This window comes from Streptomyces sp. NBC_00568, assembly GCF_026341855.1.
Lineage (GTDB): Bacteria > Actinomycetota > Actinomycetes > Streptomycetales > Streptomycetaceae > Streptomyces.
The window spans coordinates 7,357,758-7,378,709 of record NZ_JAPENW010000001.1 but is presented as its reverse complement, the minus strand read 5'-3'; the positions used below and the strand labels follow the sequence as shown (position 1 = coordinate 7,378,709).

The window sequence follows — 20,952 nt, the reverse complement described above, 5'->3', positions numbered from 1 at the left end:
CCCGCGCACGCGGGGATGGTCCGTAGTCGATGCGGTCCCACAGGTCGGGCGGGGTCTGCTCCCCGCGCACGCGGGGATGGTCCGCCTGGCTCGACCGGGCACTGCGGGAAGTGAAGCTGCTCCCCGCGCACGCGGGGATGGTCCCCAGGTCCTGCTCGCAGGCGAGTTGTCGGGGATCTGCTCCCCGCGCACGCGGGGATGGTCCCCAGCCCATCGACACCCCGGACATGGCGTCCACCTGCTCCCCGCGCACGCGGGGATGGTCCCGAGGTGCCCCTCGCCGACGGGGATGAAAGCGACTGCTCCCCGCGCACGCGGGGATGGTCCCCACATCGCCGCCGTCGTCCTGGCCCTCACCGCCTGCTCCCCGCGCACGCGGGGATGGTCCCAGGTCGAATGCCTCTTTGCCGTTCTTCGCGAGCTGCTCCCCGCGCACGCGGGGATGGTCCCCGGCGATGGCGTCGCCGAGAGACTCGGCGGTGCTGCTCCCCGCGCACGCGGGGATGGTCCCGGACGGGCGAGAAGGCCCCCACGGTGCGCGGCCTGCTCCCCGCGCACGCGGGGATGGTCCTCGACCTGGACACCACCAACCCCTCGACCTCGCCTGCTCCCCGCGCACGCGGGGATGGTCCCAGCGCCGCCTTCGACCCCGACACCGACATCTCCTGCTCCCCGCGCACGCGGGGATGGTCCCTGCGCGGGGTCGGACCCGGTCTTGGGTGCGGTCTGCTCCCCGCGCACGCGGGGATGGTCCCACGGATGCCTCGCCCACCGCGGCGCCCGGAAGCTGCTCCCCGCGCACGCGGGGATGGTCCCCAGCCGCCCGCCCCGGCGACCAGGGCGCGGATCTGCTCCCCGCGCACGCGGGGATGGTCCCCCGGTGGGGATGCGGTCTTCGATGCTGGGCGGCTGCTCCCCGCGCACGCGGGGATGGTCCCCGGCTGGCCTTGTACACCTCCCACCGGGAGGCCTGCTCCCCGCGCACGCGGGGATGGTCCCCACCGCATGGCGTGCGCCGTCGAGGACGCCGGCTGCTCCCCGCGCACGCGGGGATGGTCCCACCCAGTCGTTCCATGACGCGGAGACACAGCTCTGCTCCCCGCGCACGCGGGGATGGTCCCCCCATCGGCGACCGCGACACCCCGGGCCCCGTCTGCTCCCCGCGCACGCGGGGATGGTCCCAACGGCTACGTCCTCACCAACCAGGGCCGCATCTGCTCCCCACGCACGCGGGGATGGTCCCGGCATCGAAGCCAGCTCGGGCCTGTACCGGGTCTGCTCCCCGCGCACGCGGGGATGGTCCCAACGAGTTCAGCCAGACCCTGGCCGAGCGCATCTGCTCCCCGCGCACGCGGGGATGGTCCCCGAGCCTTCGCTTCCGGACAGTTGGCTCGCTCCTGCTCCCCGCGCACGCGGGGATGATCCCCCGCCGCCGTCCGGCGCCGGGACGTTCGCTGACTGCTCCCCGCGCACGCGGGGATGGCCCCCAGCGCCCGGCCCGCTCGCTCGGGCCCGCGCTCTGCTCCCCTCGCGCGGGAATGTTCCCTCGCTGTTGGTGACCTTGCAGCCGAGGAAGTTCTGCTCCCTGTGCACGCGGGGATGATCCGCAGAAGCCTGCCCCGAAAGTGCCGGAGCCATGCTGCTCCCCGCGCACAAGAGGGTGGTCCGTCGTCGTGGGACGAGTCCATTCCGGTTGCCATATCAGGTAGTAGCGCACGTTGCGCAGAAGCCGTCGCTATCGGGATGGGCAAGCCTACGGGTCGGGTCGGAGCAGGTACGGCAGAGCGCCCAGCTGAGGCAGGCGGGGCAGAGGTCCGCCCGGCCCCCGCGAACACCCGTTGCACCAGGTCCTCCGCGGCCGGCTGTGAACCACCCGTGAGGACCATGGCATAGCGCAGTAACGGCATCGCTTCGCAGTCCCACACCTTTGACACGTCATGCGCTGTCTGTTCGGAGATCCGCCGGTCCCTCACGGTGTCCCCCTTCCCTCACCGCAGACCCGAGGCGGACCTCCATCGCAGGCCCGCCCATGCCCAGCTGTTGGCGTACCACTGTCCCCGGCGGCGCGTGTCGTACCAACGCCACCAGCGTGACCCGGCGGCCCCGTTCAGCGAGACACACGGATGCGCTCACCACCGCCACTACCACGCAGACGCCGGCCCCGGCATGCCACGACACCACCGAACCCAGCCCCCACACCCAGCCTCCTCGACCAACTGTCATGCCTCTTCATCGGATGAAGGCCGCCACACGCTGCCATCGGGGGCCCATCTCTTCGCCACCGTCCGGCCCACCAACCCCACCCGCTCCCCTCGTCACGCACAACGGCCCGCCCCGGCGCCGTTCACCGCGTCTGGACCCACCACAGCGCAGAGGCCACCATCCCGGATCCCGCCGCTGCCGCGGCGGCCCGGACGGTGGCAAACAGTGCCGCCCGTGCCAGCCGTCGTCTGGTCGAACGCTGCGCCATATTCCCTCCGCTCCCTTCGAGAGGCCGACCGCCCGATGCGCGCGGCCACTACCAGGCATTGACGCGCGGGAAGCGTGCCAACGGCAGAGATGTCGAACAACGTCGGAAAAGTCGTCAGATGGGGTCCTAGACTGCTTTTCCGGGTCGGAGTTTCCGACGACCTTCGTGAGAAGGGCAGTTGACGCCTGTGCCCGCCTCCAGCCGCCCGCCCCCCGAGGTCCTTACCGAACTGAACAGTCTGGGGCAGCAGGCGCAGACCCGCCTGGCAGAGGCCGGCTCACGCCTGACCCTCGCCCGGGCCAGTCGCGCGACCGGCGTTCCGGTGGCCACCCTCAGCGACTGGCTGCGCGGCAACCATCTCCCCCGGGAGACTGCGGACTTGCTGAAGGTGGTCACGCAGCTGTGAACGTGGGCGGCCAAAGCACCACCCTCCACACCCCACTGGAGGGGCCTTCTGGATGCCGCCAGCCGCAACACACCTCGCCCGGCACCCAGATCGACCCCGGCACACGGTTCGGCCATCGCCGCGCTCGGCGAGCTGCTGACCGCAGCATTCGCCGAGCACGAGGTGACCATCGACGCCGTCTGCCTCAGCGGCCAGGCCCTCGCCATGGCCCGCCCGATCCATGCCGTCCACACCGGCCAGGTGAGCCCGGGCAGACGGTGACGGTGCGAGTCCTGCTGCCCAGCCGGGACATCGACCTGGCCTTCCCCAGCCCCGTCTCCTGGGACGAGGGCGCCGACACCATCCAGCGGCGCTGGCTCGCCCAGCGCAACGCCTACGGACAAACCCTGCGCGCCGCACTCCAGTCACTGCACGACACCCACGGCATCAAGGCCCGCATCACCTTCCGGGCCCTGCCGTTCACCCCCATGGCCAAGCTCTACCTCGTCAACCACACCGAAGCCCTCTTCTCCTACTACACCCTCCACCGTCGCCCCCTCGACGTCGACGGCCGCCAGATCGACATCTACGACGCCAACCCCATGGAACTGGTCCGACTGTTCGGCACCGACAGCACCAGCGACGACACCGCCTTCGTCATCCAGTCCCAGCAATGGTTCGACTCCCTGTGGGAATCCGTCACCGCTGACCTCACCACCGACTGACCACAACTGCCCCTACATCACCCGCCTCATCGGGCTCCAGGCCTCCTCAAGGTCCTGCGCGAGAGCGACCCGGACGTACTGCTGGACGGGACCCTCGCCAGGTGAGGCCGTGACCGGTGACGGCCACGGCGACCACTCGGCCAAGCGCCGCCGCCACGGAGTGAACGTCCAGGTCGTCACCGACCCCACCAGCAAGATGCTGTGGAACTGGCCCGTGCTGCCCGTGGCTCAGGCAAGGCCCCTGAGCGCGGTCTGACCGCAGCCACGTTCGCGGCCTCGTGCTGTGCTGCCTGACCCTCAGTTGGCGCAGGTGTCGATCATGGAGGACAGGGCGGATTTCTCGTCGTCGGTGGTAGTCAGCTTCCAGATCGACTTGATGTGCGTGTAGTCCTTGGCATAGGTGCACCAGAAGGCATGATTGGCAGGTTTCCAGTCCGCGGGGCCACTGTCGGACTTCGAGGAGTTGGACGACTCCGAGGCGATCAGGAGTTGGGGGTCCTTGAGGTCGTTGCCGAAGGCCTTGCGCTGATCAGCGGTCCACGTGTCGGCGCCGGAGCGCCACGCTTCCGCGAGGGGGACCATGTGGTCGATGGTCGCATCGGCGACGACGGTGACGGTGGTGTCGTCGTAGGCGGAATACCAGGAACCGCTCGCGGGCTGGCAGCTACCGGGCTGCTCCTGGACATTCTTGCCGTCGCGGGCGAGGACGTCCTGGCGGGTGGTGCAGCCGTCGGGCTGGGTGGACCAAATATCGAACTTGTCGCGGGCGTAGCCGTCCATCGAGTGCGGAGAGGCGACGGTCAGGGCGGCGAGCTCGCTGCGCGCGGTCGTGGTCGACGGGGGCGCGGGCGGCTCGGCCAGGGCCGGCGCGGCACACACGCCGAGCAGGACGAGGGAGGCTGTGGGCAGGCCGAACACCGTGCGGCGGAACATGAACTCTCCAAAAAAATGTGGGGGGTTGGAGATGCGCGTTCCTGAGGAAACCGCACCGCCCGGCGGGCGCGCTACGCGCGTCGATCGGGCGTTTCAACCCCTCCACGGCGCCTTCACCCGGCGGTCACCACGCAACGACGGACAAGGAGGCGGGGGCGGGCCGCAGTCACCGGCCCGCCCCCTCTCTCTCACCGCTGCCGGTGGCTCACGCGACCCGCGGCGTACGGCTCAATTCCGCTCAGCGGCGGAAGTGGTGACGGCCCCAGGAGGCGTCGTCGACGAAGCGGTCGTGGTCGTTACGCAGGGTGGCGGTGTCGGAGCGGTTGTCCCAGACGTAGGCGCGACGGTCCTGGAAGAGGTCGGTGCGGGTGTCGCGGCCGATGCCGGTGTGAACACGGACGGTGGCGCGCCGGTCGAGGCGGTAGTGGTCGAAGGTGTAAGTGTGGCCGTCCTCGTCGGAGAGGGTCCAGCCGTCCAGGTTGACGCTGTGGCGGGTGGTGTTGGTGATCTCCACCCACTCCTGGTTCAGGGAGCGGTTGGAGCGGTCGTCGAATCCCGGGGAGTCGTACTGCACCTGGCTGATCTCCACGCCAGAGCGGTGCGGGCGGTGGGCGGTGGCGGAAGCCGGTACCGCGATGGCCGCGGTGATGGCCGCGGTGGTCAGCGCGACGGCGGTCAGACGACGGACTGCAGTCTTGGATACGGTCACAGGTTCCCCCTGCATCGTGCGGGCACAACCAACGCGCCAGATCCCTGGCCGGGTTGTGCGGTGTGCGGGTGGCGGCCGGGCTGGCCGCGCATTCACACCCTGCCCGCCAGTTCTCCAGAATGTGAATGAGATCTGGAGCGCGTTACCGATCAACCGCACTGCTGTGACACTTGGCTGCAACGGCCATCCATGCCGCGAGTGCACGAAGTTGACGCAACCACGGCCCAAGCACTGTTGCGGCAGTTGGCCACTGCATCACGCCCGCCAGCCCCCGCCACCCCACCAGGCTTCCGGCCGTCACCCGAAAGTGAGTAACAACCCCGCGCCCCGACCAGTCGTCCCTGCTCCGGACAGCAAAAGGTTCACTGCCCCGCTGGCCGCCGTCCCGAGCGGGGGCGGCCGACTGGAACTCGGCCCGAGCACCGTCACCTCCGGCACCCCGGCCGCCTCCTGCGCGTCGGGGGGGGCACCTCAACCCTCACTCTCAAGAGCGGCAAAAGCCTGCGCCGCACCATCGACAGCGGAGGAGCCCTCACTTACACCCGTACCCGATATCCCGCACCGCCCCGCACGCACCCGGGTGGCCGACTTGGGTGTGCTGGCCTTTCGGGCCCTGAGCGCGCAGGACAGAATCCAGCAGAAGCCGAGTCGTGGACCTTGCTCTCACCGGATGTGCAGGGTGGGGGTCAGCGCCTCAGCCCCATTTGATCCGTTCCTTGGGGAAGTTTTCGGCACCGCGGATACCCGGGTGGCTCCGCGGCACGCCGAGGAGCTGTATCCGCAGGTCCGGCATGCGCTCGAGCCCCGTCAGATCGGCTTCCCAGCCGAGCCCCGTGACGCCGAGCGTGAGCCGGCGCAGGGCCGGGAATGCGGTCGGCAGGCTCGTCAGGTCGATCTCTTCGAGCCCGTGATCCGCGTGAAGCATGAGGCCGAGGTGGTTCACTCCGCCGTGGCCGAGGCGTGAGGGCAGGGTGAATTGCCGCGCCGAACACGAGACGGACAACTGTGTGAGGGCCGGCAGGTCGCCGAGCGAGTGGATCCCTTCCACCGCGGAGCCGGTGAGCCAGACCTGGGCCAGGCTCGTCCACTCGGCCACATGCGCCGGCCAGTCGAGGGGCATGGACGCGAACGCCAGATCCCGCACCCCGGGCAGCGGGGGCAGGGTGAACCGGAACGCTTCGTACTGCCGGTGGGGCATGAGAATCATGGAGGCAATGAACAGCGGGTCACTCGTGGTCGGAGCGATTCCGAGAAGAAGGCTGGTCAGCCCCTGTGCCTCACGGAGAAGGTCAAAGGATTCAGTGTCCTTGAGAGCGGTGGGGGTCCAGTTCAGCAAGCTGGTCCGGTGCCTGTTGGCGAAGGAGACGACCTCTGCGAGAGGCATGGCCTTGCGCACCGTCAGGCCCTCGACCGAGCCCAGAACGTGCGCCTGGCCGAGCTGCTGGGTCGAGTCGGCCCACAGCCGGGAGACGTCCAGACCGGCGAGTACGGCATCGGCGTATTCCTGACCCGGGCAGTTCTCCCAGATGCCGACGAGTACGGAGGCGAGCTTCTTCCGCTGCTCGAACGGCATCTGGGAAAGGAAGGCGAGAGCCTCGGAGCCCCCCAGCCTGCCAGCCAACTGGGCGGCGCTGCGGCAGAGGTCCATGTCCTGCCAGTCGAAGTCACGCTGCAGAGCGGAGAGCAGGTCGGGCCCGACCGAGGCGTACTGGTCGGTCTCGTGCGGGAGACCGTCGTCCTGCGACCCGGTGGGCTGTGCAAGAGCCTTCTCCGGTCCCGCGGTGAGTGCCTTGCTCTCTTCGTTCGCCGCGAGCCGGAACGTTTTGGCGACCCCCGCGATCAGGGACCCGCGGTCCTCCTCCCCCATCTGCACCGCGTAGGGAATGCACGATGCCGCAGCCAGGCGCATGCGGGCGCGCTGCTTCCCGTTGGTCACCAGGCGTGCCTTGCGCCGCATCTGGGCGACGAACTCACGGGTGTCGGCAAGATTGCACTGGCTCATGGCGAAGCGCAGGACGTCGTCCCACATCTCCTCCCCGGCGTGGCCGGCGAGTTGCCCGAAGGAGCGCTGGGCGACCAGATCCGTGGCTGCGAGGTAGTCCTGGAAGGTGCGATGGCTGAAGCGCAGGGTGTCCTCGGCCGGGGCGACGAGAAGCCCGCTCCGCTCGTGCAGGGCCTTGCGGATCTCACTGGGGGTGTGGGCGCTGGCTTCCCGTCCCAGACTGGGCAGCCGGCTCTGCACCTTCTCGTCGAATCGCGTCAGGGTGATCTCCCGTTCGCCTTCCGCCGTCAGGTAGCCGGCGATCCAGGAGAGAACCGCTCGGCGTTGATCGATGTCCAGGCCAGGGAGCGGCTCGGGCACCTCACGGTCCGCGTCGCGCAGCCCGAGCATCATGTCGACGGTCCGCGCGTACAGCTCCTGCCGGAACCGCGGGAGCCGGGTGCCGTGCACCTCGTGGAGCTTGCACAGCACCGCGCAGAGCAGTGGGGTCGCGGCGAGCGCGGAGAGATCCGATGATGCGTTGATGTGGCGGGTCAGAGAAATTTCGTAGGCGGAGAGGCGGTCGATCCGCCGGTCGCGCTCCTCATCGCCGAGCCGCGACGAGCGCACCCCGAGGATCGCCGCCTGGTGCCACTTGTGGATGAGCTCCGCCCGCTGGTCGGCGTCGAGTTCAACGAGCTTGAGCTCCACGAAACCGAGCCTGGCAGGCGGGGACCAATGCTGCAGCGCCTCCGGGCGCCCCGTGACGATGACATGCAGGGCAGGGAACTCCCGCAGAAGATCGCTGATCCAGCGCAGCACGCCGTCCCGGTGGCCCTCCAGCACCTCGTCGAGGCCATCGACGAGCAGGAGCGCCCGCTCTTGCTCAAGCATCCGGCGAATCCACCCGTCCGGCGGGGCGAAGTCACTCGCCATCCCGCTGAACTCGAGGAACTGCCCAATCCGCGGCGGAACTCCGTCCCGTCCCTCGATCCGTTTCCATCTCGGCGCGTACATGTCGCGCAGGCGCAGCAAAAAGGGAATCCGGTCGTTGAACGGTTCGAGTTCGCCCTTGCACGAACCTCGCGCCATGGAAACGGCAAGCCACTCGAGCAGGGTGGACTTCCCCGCCCCCGGGCTGCCCCGCAGCAGGAGCCGCGTGTTCTTCGCGATGAGGGGCTCAACAGGTCTGGTCTGCTCCGCCGTCGACGACAGGCGGCGCGAAGGAACGCCCGCACGCAGACTCACGTACGCGTGGTCGATGCTGATGTCGTCCGCGAGATGGCCTTGGAGACCGAGCCCGAACAGCTCGATGTGCCCGTAGCGGCGGATCGTCTCACTGCGGTACGTGTCCAGGAACGCGGCATCGCGAGCGTCCGACTCGGTAACCGGCGGTGAAGGCCGGACGCGGAACAGCGCATCAGCAAGCGGCAACCCCTCGAACAGGGCACTGATAGGACTCGCCTCAAGCCGGGAGTGGTTCCAGCCCGTCGAGTCGCGCACGACGACACCGATCAGCCACCGGCCCGCGTGGAACACCGGTGCACCCGACATGCCGCTCCACGGTTCCGGACCCGTCGGCGGGTGTCCGTCAAGTTCGAGGGAGAGGTAGCCGTGGTTGTCCGCGCTGTTGGGTGCCACGCGAAACGCGGCCTCGAGCGGGGCGACGCCGGCAGTCACACGGGTCATCACCGCGGGCAGACCCAGGGCCGAGCAGTCACCGAAGTGCGAGTCGGATCCCAGCTCGCGCAACGCCACGTTCGCCAGCTCCCCCGGCGCGGCCAGGTCCTCGGCCGTGAGGAGTACGGCGATGTCCTTCTCGATCCGTACAATCTCGGCAGTCGTCGCGCGCAGGGTATGCAGCCGGCAGACACGCAGATCCTCAGCCGGGACACCTTCGACCACGTGGCCCGCCGTCACGACGACGCGGCTGTTGAGGAGGTACCCGCTGCCGCGCACCTGGTCGTCTTTCGTAGTGAGGGCGACCAAATAGAGGCGGCTGGGGTGGCGGACGGCAGCATTCATCGGACGATGCGGTGGCCGGACTCGGTGTTACGGATCTCCGGGCTCTCGCCGGTGGCGGCCGACACGGGGGTGAGGTTGAGCGTCACGCGATGGGTGTGCGCCATGGACCGCTTGCGCTCCGCGTCGGCCGTGACGACCCATGCCTTGATCCCGCCCTTGGCAGTCCGGTCGCGGGTCAGCGCAACAGTGAACTCCAACTGGATCGGGCCCATTTGGAAGCGCAGGTCCGAGTCGGGGTCGGACGCGGCCGCCTCGGTGATCTGTGCACGGAGTGCCCGCACGGCAGACACCAGTTCGACGGAGACCTCAGCAGGACCGTCGTCCGGCTTGCCGCGAGAGAACCACATCTTCTTCAACTCCTGGCACAACCGCAGTATTTGGGCCACATCATGATGAGCCCCGCGACGTGGGCGAGCAAGCCCGTCTTCGCAGCGCCGGTATCGACGGACAAGCGAGCCTTAGCTACCAGCGCAGCGTGATCCTGCAGACGGCGTTGCCGCCGTCCCGTACTGCGGACGCTTCGTGGCCAGACATCACGTGCCTTTGCCGGGATGAGCAGGACGGAGCAGACCGTCGCCCGGCCACAGGGCGCGCCCGGCTTCCGCGAAGGCCAATTGCTTGCCGACCTCAACCAGGACCTCGATCCGGTCGGCGGGCCCCCACGTCTGATATCGCCCGGCCGCCGGGTCGTAGGCCCGGACTCGGCTGTGCGGACCGGAGCACACCAGGGCACGGGCGATGTATGGCAGGTCCAGGCTGAGGGCGTCGCATGCGCCGTCCTGGATGAGCTGGAGCAGGTCTGCGGTGACCGCCTCCCAGTCGCCGACCTCCGGCCAGCGCGTGCCGCCGTCCAGTTCGTGGGTGAGCGTGGACAGTGGCACGATCTCTGCCTGCCGTCGGCCGCGGGTCAGGCGGTCGTGGATGCGGGCGCCGTCGGGCTGGCGCACGCGCGGGTGGAGCAGGGAGGCTGCGGCCACCAGCGAAGTGTTGATCTCCTGGCCGGCGGCCGGGTAGTAGGCCTCGTGGGCGAAGAGCAGATACACCTGGCGAGCCGGCCCTTGGGGGCCGTCCTGGGGCATGTGCGGTTCCTCCTTCATCGGCGCGATGGGCGCCGAATGGCCGGCTGAGGGGTGGGGCCTGGGCGGATAGGGGCCCAGCGGCTGCGGTGCGTCGGCCCGGTCGTGCCGGACGGACGGTGCGCCGTCCGGCGTGGGGGCGACGATGTGGCGGATGCGGACGGCGAGTTGCTGCATCAGCTGCTCCCGGGCGATGAGCTCGCCGGAGGCGGAGCGGGTGTCGTGCTGCTGGAGCAGGTCCGCGGTGTCGAACAGCTGGTGGTGACCGGTCTCGACGGCGTGCCGTACCTCGGGGTGGTCGCTGCCGGCGGCTGCCCGGACGAGGCTGGCGTGCAGAGCGGCGAGGCGGTGCAGGTAGCGGCAGGCGGCTTCGGCCTCGACGATCCGGACGTTCTCGCCAACGCGGGCCTCGAGCGGGTCGCGCAGGTGCTCCACGAGGAGCGGAGCCAGGGCGGCTGCCGGCAGCACGAGACCAAACGGGATGCCATGAAGGATCGCAAGGACGGCCGCCGCCAGAGCAAGGACTGCGACGGCGGCTGTAGCGGTCCGTACGGCCACCGGGCCGAGGCGGATCCGGTGTGCGCAGCTCCTGGCCAGCCAGCGCAGGCCGATGCGCTGGGTACGTGTCGCGATCGGAGTGGACACGGCGATCCGGTGCGGCTGTTCGGGCAGGCTGCCGTCGGCCGGGACGCTCCAGTCGATCCACCCCCATCCGGCCTGCTCCCGAATCAGGGCAGGCTCGCAGCCCAGCCCGGAGTAGCCGCGGCCGAGGCGCACCGCGCGGGACCGCTTCTTCTCCCATCGCTTGGGCTGCTGTCCCAGCAGGCTCAGCCGCTGAGCGATCCCGGACGTCGGCGAGGCAAAGGTGATCATGGTGTGCTCCGTTGCGGCAGGTAGGTGGATGCGGTGGCGCAGGTGGTGCAGCGGCCGTCGCTATCGGGACGGGCCCGGCGGGGTGTCGGCCCTGGGCAGGTTCGGCACGGCGGCCAGCCCAGGCAGGCCGGGCAGAGGTCTTCGCCCAGGGCGGTGCCGGGCACGCCGCAGCAGGCGCACTCGACAAGTGCCCGGTAGGTCAGGGCCTCGGCAACCGTGCGGGCCGCCAACGCCGCGGAGGACTGCTCGGTCACCGGCCCTGCGGGCGGCTCGTCCTGCAGGACGTCGCCGCGGTGGTACCGGCTGTCCGGGGCGGCGGGTGGCGGGTAGGCCTGAGCGGACCGCAGGCGGGCGGCGATGATCGCACCGACGGAGGTGCGTACCGGGCTCGGCAACGGCCGGTCGGCGATGACGTGATGCAGCTGCTCACTGCTCCAGCCGGACTCCATCATCACGGTGACCACACGGCCCTGATCGCTCAGCGCCTTCCCGGTCAGTAGGAGTTCGGGGCGGCCCGCTCCGATCTCAAGTAGCAGCCGGATCCCTGGATGTATCTCGTCCGCCGGAAGATCGACCGGCAGGAATGCCGGCGTGTCCGGCCGGCTCGCCCTCGGGGGCGTCGCGACGTCGGCGCGATCGCACGGACGGAGGGGGCTGGTCTTCTGCTTCGTGGTGTTCTTTCTGTTGGTGTTCTTAGCGGGGCGATGAACCGACGTCGGGCTATCCACCGGTGGAAAACCCGACATCGGCTCGGACCTGGTGCTCTGCAGGCTGGGCAGGTCGGTGATGACGTACGTGGCCGCGCCGAGGGTGCCGTCGGGGTGGCGCTTGCGTTCCCGGAGCAGGAAGCCGTGCTTCTCCAGCTCCTTCAGCCCGCTTTTGACGGCTGCCTGGCCGTCCCGGCTGCGGCGCGCCACGTCCGGCGCGCTCATCCGCCAGCCGTTCCTGTGCGTGCTGATGAGCCCGAACAGGCCGCGGGCCTTGAACGACAACCGTCGGTCGCGGAACAGGCCGTTGGCGATCTGGGTGAACTGGTCCGCCGCCATCACCCCACGGCAAATCCCCGCTCCGAAGTCGGCCGCCGACCCGTTCGGTAAAGCGCAGACGGATGCCGTGCCCTGTGTCTGCGCGATTGCGGTGTCGAGAGACGCCGGGCGGTCCGTGATCGAGTAGACGATCTCGCCGAGCGTCCCGTCGTCGTGCCTCAGCTGGTTGCGGACGAGGTAGCCGTGCCGCTGCAGTTCACTCAGGCCGGCGCGCACGGCGTCCCGCCCGTCGGGTCCATCGCGCACGAGGTTGGCAACCGTGACGTGCCAGCCGGTGGCGTGGGTGCTGATGAAGCCGAAGATTCCCTTCGCCTTGAAGGAGAGCCGGGCATCGCGGAACAGGCCGTTGGCGATCTGGGTGAACTGATCCGCCGCCATCACCCCGCGACGGATCCCCGCCCCGAAGCGGCTCACCGTGCTGCCTCGGCTGCCACGGGCCCGCGGCGGCCCCCGTTCTGGGATGAGGCTACGAACCCGAGGTGTCCGGGGCTACCAAGTGAGGAGAGGTATCCGAGATCCATGCCAGCAGCTCACCGGGCACCAACGACCAGGCTGACAGCCATAACCCCCGACCATCGGTCACGATCCGGCACCATGCGCACGGGGCTGCCGTGGTCGGACTCATGGTCGGGCCGACCACGGGTGTCCCCCGTGCGCTCGAGGGAGGATGCGCAATCACGGTGCGCAGCGAGGTAGCTCTCCTTGCGCAGGTGGCTGCGCAAGGCATTCGAAGTTCTGCGTAGTGGACAGGTACGGGCGGCTGCGCAGGGTCAGACCGCGGCGTCGGCGTACTGGCTGCGGACTCGACCATGTCGTGCGCACCCGCGTTGCGTGCCCCCCTCTCTCGGGGGCGATGCGCGTCCCGATCCGTCGCCGGACTCTCCGCCTGGGGCTGGAGGCTCGCGACTCGCCCCCTTCCCGCCGCTTCAGGGGCGGTGCATGTCTCAGGGGCCGTGGTCGGGCTCATGGTCGGGCCGACCACCGGCTTTGTGCCCCCATCGTGACCGTGGTCGGGGTCTGATGGTCGGTGGTCGGGTCAGGGGCGCTGGATTTCCTCAAGGTCAGCAAGTACACGTTCTGACCTGGGAGTTCGACCATGTCTGTTGGCAAGCAGGCCTCAGGCAGCGAGGCAGCTGCTCCGATGGTCGCGGGAGTCCGGCTGGAGGCGATGCGACGCCGCGTCCGGCTTTCGCGCCTGGCGCTGTGGACCGTCATCGCGGCCGGCCCCGTGGCCCTGGGTGTCGCCATCACCTCCACCCCGGCCACGGTCGAGGCGGCCACACCCACCAGGCCCGCAGCAGTGCGCACCACGGCGGCCGCTGATCCGGCCGGCTATGCGCAGCTGTTCGTCGGCGCCTGGTTGCGCAGCAGTGCGGATGACGCCACGGGTGCGCAGGCCCTGCTTGTGCAGTCGATGGCGCCGGACGTCGAACTGCCCGCCCCCTCCCCCGGTGCGCAGTCGAGGCTGGCCTCCGTGACGGCGGTGCGCAGTGCGCACCGCGCGGGCGATGTGTGGTCGGTGACGGTGGCTGCTCAGTACGCCGGCGCAGCAGTGCGCTACTACGCCGTCCCCGTCGCCGTGGACCGTGCGGGCGCGGCGTTCGCGGTGACTGCGGAGCCCGGCGTGGTTGCCGGCCCGGCCCTGATCGACGTGTCGGCGTCGTCGTACGGCGTGAGTGTCCCTGAAGGGGATCTAACTTCCGCTGTCGGGGAGTTCCTCGGTGCGTACCTCACGGGGGCCGGGGAGGTGGACCGCTACCTCGCACCTGGGGTGAAGCTGTCGGCCGTCTCTCCCTCCCCGTACTCGACGGTCCGGGTCCAGCAGGTGCTCGCTGCCGAGAAGGCTGCGGCCGCCGAGCAGATGCCGGGCGACGGCACCCGGGTGCACGTCCGTGCCCAGGTGGAAGCCCGGGATGCGGGAGGACGGTGGCCGCTGGCCTACGAGGTCGTGCTGAAGGCCCGCTCGGGCCGGTGGGAAGTCGCCGGACTGGAGTCCGGAACCGCCCAGGCCGGGGGTGCCCGGTGAACACGGTGCACAGCCTGATGCTCGCCGGGGAGCTGAACGACCTCGGAGACAGCTGGATCAACATGTTCAAGGAGTGGGCGACCAAGGGCCTGCAGACCGGCCTGGTCGTGCTCGTGGTCGTCATCATGATCCAGAAGTTCAGCCTCAAGGCAGGGATCGGCGCCCTGATGCTGATGATCATCGCGTTGGGGTTGTACAACTCCCGCGAGGACCTTGCCGGCATGTTCGAGGACGAGGTCAAGAACCCGGCCAAGGGTGCGCCCGCGATCCCCGGCATCGTCCGCGCCCGCGATCCTGTCGTGCGGGCGCACTCTGCAGCTACGGGAGACCGGCTATGAGCGCGGCCGCCGCCGGGCGGGTGGGGCGCTTCTACACCTCGGCCCGCCGGCACCCGTGGGTGCTGGGGAAAGTGGCGGACTGGAAGATCCCGCTCGGCCCCTACACCCCAGCCCAGATCGCGGTCGCCGTAGGCGGCGGCTTCCTTCTCATCAAGACCATCAGGTGGTGGTCGTGGATGGGACCCGTCCCGATCGTGGCCTGGCTGCTGGCGGTCTGGGCGGTGCGCAGGCCGAAGATCGGGGGCCGTGCACCGGTGCAGGCGGCCCTGGGCTGGATGCTGCTGGGCTGGCAGCCTCGCGGAGGCCGGATCGGCGGCCACGCCGCACGCGACCGTGCTCCCCGCCCGCTCCTCGGCGGCTTCACCATCGAGGACGCTCTCCCCTCCCCCACGGCGAGCGCCTCTATCAGTGCCGCTCGTCGGCCGGGCGGAAGAACGCCACGCCGGACTGCTGCCTCAGTTCACCGGTCGACGAGCCGGCGCCCGCCGTCGACCAGCCCCGCGGCGCCGCCACCGCCGCTGTCGGGCGTGCAGCAGCTGCTCGCGCTCGCCGGGCAGGCAGGGGGTACGCGGTGAGGATCCCGATCCGGCACATCGCCGGACACCTCCTCTGGTCGGCGCACGGCAGCGTATGGGCCCTCTACCGGCTGCATCCCGGCCCGGACGCCCGCGGACAGACGGAGGAGACCGTTCAAGGCACCTACGTGCCCGCACCCGTACGCGACGAACAGCTCGCCAAGATCACCCACCTGGTGCGCTCCCTGACCGGCACGCCGCGCCTGTACGGGATGTGCGCGCAGGTCGATCCGGGCGAGGTCGCGCTCCGCATGATCGAGGGCATCGAGCCGGCTGATACCTCGTCGGATGACGGCCCGCATCCGTGGGTGGAGAACATCGAGGCCACCCTTGACCTGCTGGACGAGCAGGAGATGCACCGCCGCACGCTGTGGCTCGCCGTACCGCTGCAGACCCAGACAGCCGGCCTGCAGCTGTCGGCATCGCTCGGGGCCATGTGGGCCGAACTCGGCCCGGTGCTGGGCGTCCTGCCCACGCCGGTGGCGCGGCGTGAGGTGAACGCCTACCGGGAGCAGGCCTCCCGCGTGGAAGCCGCCCTCGCCGGCGGCATCGCCTTCCGTCCGGCCCGTCCGGCGGAGATCGTGTGGATGGTCCAGCACGCACTCCATCGCGGCCTGCCGGAGCCGCTGCTCGCTGAGGCCGAAGCGAGCGAGCTGTACGGCGGTCAGGTCCGCGAGGGCGTGCTCCACTCCCCCAGCTATGCCGACCTCGGCCAGGTCCGCCTGCAGGAAGGCGGCATCGACCCCGCCCTCGACGACATCGACAATCTCAAGAGCGCAGGCCACATCACCCGGTCGGGCCGCAACGCCTGGTGGCGGCTGAGCACCTCCTCCCCGCTCAGGCGGCGCTGGCTGCAGGTCGAATCCGACATCGGCGTGGGCTACCAGGCGCAGTTGGCGCTGGCCGAGTGCCCGCCCGCCGTCAGCCAGGATGCCGCCGATCTGTTCGCCCAGCTCGAGACGCTGGACTTTCCCGTCGACTACACCGTCGACCTCACCCTGGTGCCCGCGGAAAAGGCACGCGACCAAGTGCGGCGCAAGAAGAACGAGTTGATCGACCAGGCCGACCAGTACGACGCCCGGCCCACCGGGATGCCCGCCTCCCTGACCGAGGCCGCCCGTGATCTGGGCGAACTGGACGCCCGCCTGTCACGCACCTCGGTCGAGGTCGAGGTGCAGTCGGTCACCGTGCTGACGGTGTGGGGCCCGACCGCAGCCGTCTGCGACGCGCGGGCCCGGGCGCTGGCCGCGCTGCTCGGCGGGGCGGACTACCGGGCGGTGCGCCCGGCCGGCCTGCAGGAAGCGTTGTTCACGCTGGGGCTGCCGGGCACGGTGCGGCCCGCTGTCGTGCGGGAGTTCACCCAGCACCAGGTCTCCGAGGACTGGGCGCTGGGCGGCGCCTTCACTGTCGGCGAGGTCGGCGACCCGAACGGCATGTTCCTCGGCATCGACCTGGACAGCGGCACCACCCGCCCTGTGATGATCAACGTTGCGGATGCCCCGAAGAGAGATGCGTCCGCGTCCATGGGCATCGTCGGCGACCTCGGCGCGGGCAAGAGCGTCCTGGAGAAACTGATCGCGGAGGCGGTGTGGGCACGCGGTGGCTGCGCAATCTGCATCGACCGCACGCCCGTACGCGAATGGGCGACCTTCGCGCGCTCAGCCGCCAAGGGCCGCGTCCAGATCATCGACGCCGCCCAGGCCGAGGTGTCGATCGACCCGCTGCGGATGTTCGACGGACCCGAGGGCCGCCACTACGCCCTGTCCTACCTCACCCTCCAGCTCGGCATCGGCCCGATGAGCACCAGCGGCGAGGTCCTGCACCATGCCGTGGAACAGGCTGCCGCCAGCGATGCCCCCTCCATGCACCGGGTGCTTCAGGTCCTCGAGGAGATGTCCGTGCGGGCGGCGGGCAAGCGGCAGGACGCGGCCGCCACCCTCGCCGGCCTCATCCGGGTGGTGGCGACCAACTCGCTGGCCCGGATGGTGTTCGACCCGACGCTGCCGCCGGTGCGTCTGGACGCCTCCAGCACCTCCGACATGATCGTCATCACCACCACGGGACTGAAGCTGCCCCCGAAAGCAGCGTTCGACAAGCCTGAAGTCCTCCACCAGCAGCCCCTCGAAGCCCTGATCGGCCGCGCGGTGCTCTACCTGATCGCAGCGATCGCCCGCCAGACCGCGTTCGAGGACCCCGGGCGATTCACCGCGGTGGTCCTGGACGAGCTGTACTGGCTCACCTCATCCGCCGAGGGCACCGCCCTGGTCCACGAAATCCTCCACGACGGCCGCAAACACGGTGCCGGCCTGCTCGCCGCCTCCCACGACGCCGAGGAACTCGGCCCCGACCGCGGCCTGATGGCCTACCGGGCGCTCGCCCGCACAGCGGACCGTGAACGTGCCCGCCGTGGCCTGGAGTTCGTAGGACTCGACCCGGGCGACCCAGACCTGCTGCGGCTGGTGACCACCGGCCTGTCCCCCGTCGGACAGCGCGGCCGCGAAGGCGAGTTCCTCCTGACCTGCCCACGGCAGAACACCGGCCGGGTCAAGGCCGTCATCCCCCGCATCACGCGCATCACGTCGTCCATCACCACCACCCCGGGACGCCATGCAGAGCCGCCCAACGCAGCAGCCTCCGATGCCAGGCCGAAGGAACCCATCCGATGATCTCTGCATCCTGGGACCGCGCCCGGCAACTCCGTACGGCCGCACGCATCCTCGCCGTGCTGGCGGCTGCCGCCCGTGTGCCCGGCCTGTCCGTCGCACTGAGCCTGCCGGAGACGTGGTGGCCGCGTGCCGGGCAGGCCTGCGCCTCCGACACCGGCCCGGTACACGCGGCCCCCTGCGCTCTCATCGTCGGACCGGCCAAGGCGTACAGCCGGCGCGACGCCATGAACTCCGCCTCCCTCGCGCCCCGTCACACCGCCGGAGCAGCCTGGCGGCTGGTGCCGACCGGAGCGGGCCTGGCCGTCCTTGCGATGGGGCGGCGCCGGAGCGCTGCTGGGCAAAGGCGGCGCTGAGATGGTCCGTCCAGACCGCACAACCCTGCGCTCCGCCGGCTTCGTTCTGCTGCTCACCGGTGTGTTCGTGCTGGTGAACAGCCAGGTCGTCTACGCGGCGAGCAGCAGCGAGAGCGGTGACCTGCTGTCCCCGCTGAACATCACCTCGTCCGAGGGGGTGGCGATCAACGGGTACGAGCTGAACGCTTCGGGCGGCTTCATCGTCGCCTTCAAGACGCAGGCCCTGGCCTTCGCGCTGTCGGGTCTGTTCACGCTGATCCGGCTGCTGGTCGGGCTGGCGGGGTGGGCGATCGAGCTGGCGTTCCGGTTCCCGCTGCTGAAAATCCTGATCCGTCCGGCCCAGAAGGTCGCCGACGCCTACGGCCAGGTGGTCGTCGACACGCTCGGGCTGAAGGGGCTGTTGCTGGCCTGGGCGTTCGTGTTCGCCGGATTCATGATCGTGCGCGGCAAGGTGGGCCGCGGCCTGGGCGAAATCTTCCTGACCCTGCTGATCGCGGCGTTCGCCGCCTCCACGTTCGTCCGCCCCGACTATCTGCTCACCCAGGACGGGCCGCTGGGACAGTCCCAGCAGGTGGCCGCCGAGGTCGCGCAGCAGTCCGTCAACTCCTATGACTGGGGCGGCAAGCTCGCCAGCATGGGGCCCTGCGACGGCCTGGCCGGCAACGCCGAGATCAAATGCCTGGAGCGTGAAGGCGAAGGCCCGGTCTCTGCCGCCGAGGTGGCCCGCCCCATCCAGGACTCGATCACGAACGCGCTGATCGTCAAGCCGTACATGCTGCTGCAGTACGGGCGCGTCCTCGACCCGGCCAGGAGGGGCGACCGCCAGGCCTACGCCGTCCATCTGAAGTGGGTCACCGGCGGCTACAAGGCCGGTGCCAACAAGGATGACAAAGACGATCCCTGCAGCCTGGTCAAGGGCCCGGGCAAACGATGGTGCCAGCGCGACAACAGCGACCAGCCTGCCGGCAGCAAACTGCCCGAACTGACGCCGGGCGGGCAGCTGTTGGATACCGCAAGCCCGGTCGTCAGCGATGAGGACCAGGAGTTTGCCGCCTTCCTCGCCGACATGAAGAAGGCCGGACCGGTCGGCACCTCGTGCGCCGCCTACGCAGAGAAGCCGACCTGGTGGCGGGTCGGCGGCGCCGCACTCCTGCTGGTCGCTGCGCTGTTCGTCTGCGGCATGCTGCTGTCCTGCGCCATCGTGCTGCTCGGCACCCAGGGCATCTGCGCGGCCGCCGCGGCCGCGGGCGGCGTCACGTTCATCGCGGGCATGCTGCCCGGACCGGCCCGCCAGAGCGTGTGGAAGTGGCTGTCGGTCTGGGGCATTTCCGTGCTGACGCTCGTCGGCGTCTGCGCCTTCGTCCCCTTCTTCGGTATCGCCGTGGACGCCACCATCACCAACGGCCCCGACCTGATGGTCGAACGGATCTTGCTGATCGATGTGCTGGCCGTCGCCGGAGCGGCCGGACACCGCAGGCTACTGACCGGCATCACCTCCTTCGGCCGGCGCATGGCGATGCGGATGCGCTATGCCAAGGTCGGCGGCACGCACCTGCCCGGCGACACCTCCGAACTCGGCGCCGCGCTCGCGTTGAACTCACCCGCCGCTCTGGGTGGTTACGGCGGGCTACGTGCCTTCACCGGAGGCGGGGGCGGCCGTTTCGGGCTGCTCGGCACCCGGCAGCGACTGATGGGCGCGCTGACGTCGCTGGTCGACGGGACGGGTATGCCGGTGGACACCGGCCGCATGTTCGCCGACGCCAGTGCCGAAGCCAGGCGCGGGCTGGCCCCGCTCACGGCGGCCGCCGTGAGCGGGGCCGGGGCACGGCTCGGCGTGAAGGGCGCCCACTGGCTGCTGATCGGCCGACGGCCCGACCCGGAGCAGTTGGCCAAATGGCGCAAGCCCACGGCTGACGGCGACCCGAACACCCCGGGCCCTCCCGGCGGCCCGGGCAGCGGTCCCGGAAGCGGGGGCCCGCGCCGTCCCGGCGGTCCGCCCGACCGCTACCGCGACCAGCACGGCCAAATCATCGACCGCCGCTCCGATCAGCCACTGCACGACCAGAACACCGACCGCACCCTGCTCTCCACACGCGCCCACAACCGGCTCGTGCGCTTTCGGGGCTACCGCATCCTGCACCGGGGCGGCCGCACCGCATACGGGGCCACAGTCGGTCTCCCGGCCAACGTCCGCCGGGCCCGCTCGGGCGGATCGCAGTACGCGCAGGACGCCCGACAGCAGGTACGGGTGTGGGGCAACACCGTCCGCGAGGACGGTCACGCTTGGGCGGACACGGGTCGTCACGTCTCCCGGGTCCTGCGGGAACACACCGATGACAGAGGCGGGCCCGGTCCGTTCGCCGACCGTCGCCTACCGACCGCAACATCCCCGACCGCGACGCCGCCAACCGCGACCACCCGCCCGCCTGCCCCGACACCGCCTGCCAGGTCCGGCCGATCCCCGGGCAGCACCGTCCCGCCTTCCGCACCGACCCGTGCTCCAGTCTCCGGAGCCGGTAGCACCGCGGCACCGCAGCCTGCCCCGGCGCCACCGCGAGGAGGCAGCACACCACGACCTCCGATGCGCAGCCGACCGCAGGGGTCGGCTCTTCCCGGCCTCGGGAGCCCACGTAGCAGTACACGCGACGAGGCGGCGGCCCAGTGGCAGGAGCTCATGCGGCGGACCGCCCCCCAAGCCGAACGCCGGCGCCCGAAGCAGAACCAGCCACGGCCGCCCGAGGACGGTGAGGACACGTGAGAACGCCCGGGCA

Annotated in this window: 14 protein-coding genes, 1 pseudogene and 1 CRISPR repeat array (1 of these 16 cut by a window edge); of the genes and pseudogenes, 9 read left to right on the top strand and 6 right to left on the bottom strand. The window is 70.3% G+C overall.

Going from position 1 to position 20,952, the window contains the following annotated elements; all coding sequences use genetic code 11:
* Positions 1 to 1,548: direct repeats of the CRISPR family, unit length 29 nt; unit sequence CTGCTCCCCGCGCACGCGGGGATGGTCCC (it extends 189 nt beyond the left edge of the window).
* 1,100 nt (positions 1,549 to 2,648) lie between these two features.
* The 3 genes and pseudogenes from OOK38_RS32105 to OOK38_RS32095 form a co-directional block, all read left to right on the top strand.
* Entirely contained in the window at positions 2,649 to 2,876 is a 228-nt protein-coding gene (locus tag OOK38_RS32105) for a hypothetical protein (RefSeq protein WP_266849246.1), read from the top strand.
* A 257-nt stretch (positions 2,877 to 3,133) separates the two neighbouring features.
* Positions 3,134 to 3,580 (top strand): hypothetical protein, encoded by a 447-nt coding sequence (locus tag OOK38_RS32100; protein WP_266849245.1) that lies wholly within the window; start codon positions 3,134 to 3,136, stop codon positions 3,578 to 3,580.
* Positions 3,581 to 3,610: 30 nt separating this feature from the next.
* Positions 3,611 to 3,803: pseudogene (locus OOK38_RS32095) on the top strand (IS5/IS1182 family transposase); the annotation flags it as partial.
* 74 nt (positions 3,804 to 3,877) lie between these two features.
* Here the strand turns inward: OOK38_RS32095 and OOK38_RS32090 are convergent.
* From OOK38_RS32090 to OOK38_RS32065, 6 genes are all read right to left on the bottom strand, one after another.
* Positions 3,878 to 4,513, bottom strand: a complete 636-nt coding sequence (locus OOK38_RS32090; protein ID WP_266849243.1) for a DUF1524 domain-containing protein — start codon at positions 4,511 to 4,513, stop codon at positions 3,878 to 3,880.
* 238 nt (positions 4,514 to 4,751) lie between these two features.
* Entirely contained in the window at positions 4,752 to 5,222 is a 471-nt protein-coding gene (locus OOK38_RS32085) for a lamin tail domain-containing protein (RefSeq protein ID WP_266849241.1), read from the bottom strand.
* Between the two features lie 694 nt (positions 5,223 to 5,916).
* The gene (locus OOK38_RS32080; RefSeq protein WP_266849239.1) at positions 5,917 to 9,228 is read right to left on the bottom strand and encodes a serine protease; all 3,312 of its coding nucleotides are present in this window, start codon (positions 9,226 to 9,228) and stop codon (positions 5,917 to 5,919) included.
* Positions 9,225 to 9,575 carry a trypco2 family protein gene (locus tag OOK38_RS32075; protein WP_266849237.1) on the bottom strand — a complete coding sequence of 117 codons (351 nt, stop codon included), beginning with the start codon at positions 9,573 to 9,575 and terminating at the stop codon, positions 9,225 to 9,227. The genes OOK38_RS32080 and OOK38_RS32075 overlap by 4 nt, the downstream gene beginning before the upstream one ends.
* 186 nt (positions 9,576 to 9,761) lie before the next feature.
* Entirely contained in the window at positions 9,762 to 11,177 is a 1,416-nt protein-coding gene (locus OOK38_RS32070) for a hypothetical protein (RefSeq protein ID WP_266849235.1), read from the bottom strand.
* A complete protein-coding gene (locus OOK38_RS32065; protein WP_266849234.1) occupies positions 11,174 to 12,637 on the bottom strand; it encodes a hypothetical protein in 1,464 nt (487 codons plus the stop codon). The genes OOK38_RS32070 and OOK38_RS32065 overlap by 4 nt, the downstream gene beginning before the upstream one ends.
* 682 nt (positions 12,638 to 13,319) lie before the next feature.
* On the opposite strand from OOK38_RS32065, the gene OOK38_RS32060 reads away from it, so the two are divergent.
* From OOK38_RS32060 to OOK38_RS32035, 6 genes are read left to right on the top strand one after another with little or no spacing between them, the layout of a single operon-like run.
* Positions 13,320 to 14,249 (top strand): conjugal transfer protein, encoded by a 930-nt coding sequence (locus OOK38_RS32060; protein ID WP_266849232.1) that lies wholly within the window; start codon positions 13,320 to 13,322, stop codon positions 14,247 to 14,249.
* A complete protein-coding gene (locus tag OOK38_RS32055) occupies positions 14,246 to 14,587 on the top strand; it encodes a hypothetical protein (RefSeq protein ID WP_266849230.1) in 342 nt (113 codons plus the stop codon). Before OOK38_RS32060 ends, OOK38_RS32055 begins: the two co-directional genes overlap by 4 nt.
* Positions 14,584 to 15,162 (top strand): hypothetical protein, encoded by a 579-nt coding sequence (locus tag OOK38_RS32050; protein WP_266849229.1) that lies wholly within the window; start codon positions 14,584 to 14,586, stop codon positions 15,160 to 15,162. The genes OOK38_RS32055 and OOK38_RS32050 overlap by 4 nt, the downstream gene beginning before the upstream one ends.
* Positions 15,159 to 17,828, top strand: coding sequence for an ATP-binding protein (locus OOK38_RS32045; protein ID WP_266849227.1), 2,670 nt, complete (start codon positions 15,159 to 15,161; stop codon positions 17,826 to 17,828). The genes OOK38_RS32050 and OOK38_RS32045 overlap by 4 nt, the downstream gene beginning before the upstream one ends.
* Positions 17,825 to 18,181, top strand: coding sequence for a hypothetical protein (locus OOK38_RS32040; RefSeq protein ID WP_266849226.1), 357 nt, complete (start codon positions 17,825 to 17,827; stop codon positions 18,179 to 18,181). The genes OOK38_RS32045 and OOK38_RS32040 overlap by 4 nt, the downstream gene beginning before the upstream one ends.
* 1 nt (position 18,182) lies before the next feature.
* Complete coding sequence (locus OOK38_RS32035; RefSeq protein WP_266849224.1) at positions 18,183 to 20,939, top strand: hypothetical protein; 2,757 nt, start codon at positions 18,183 to 18,185, stop codon at positions 20,937 to 20,939.
* The last annotated feature ends 13 nt before the right edge of the window (positions 20,940 to 20,952 follow it).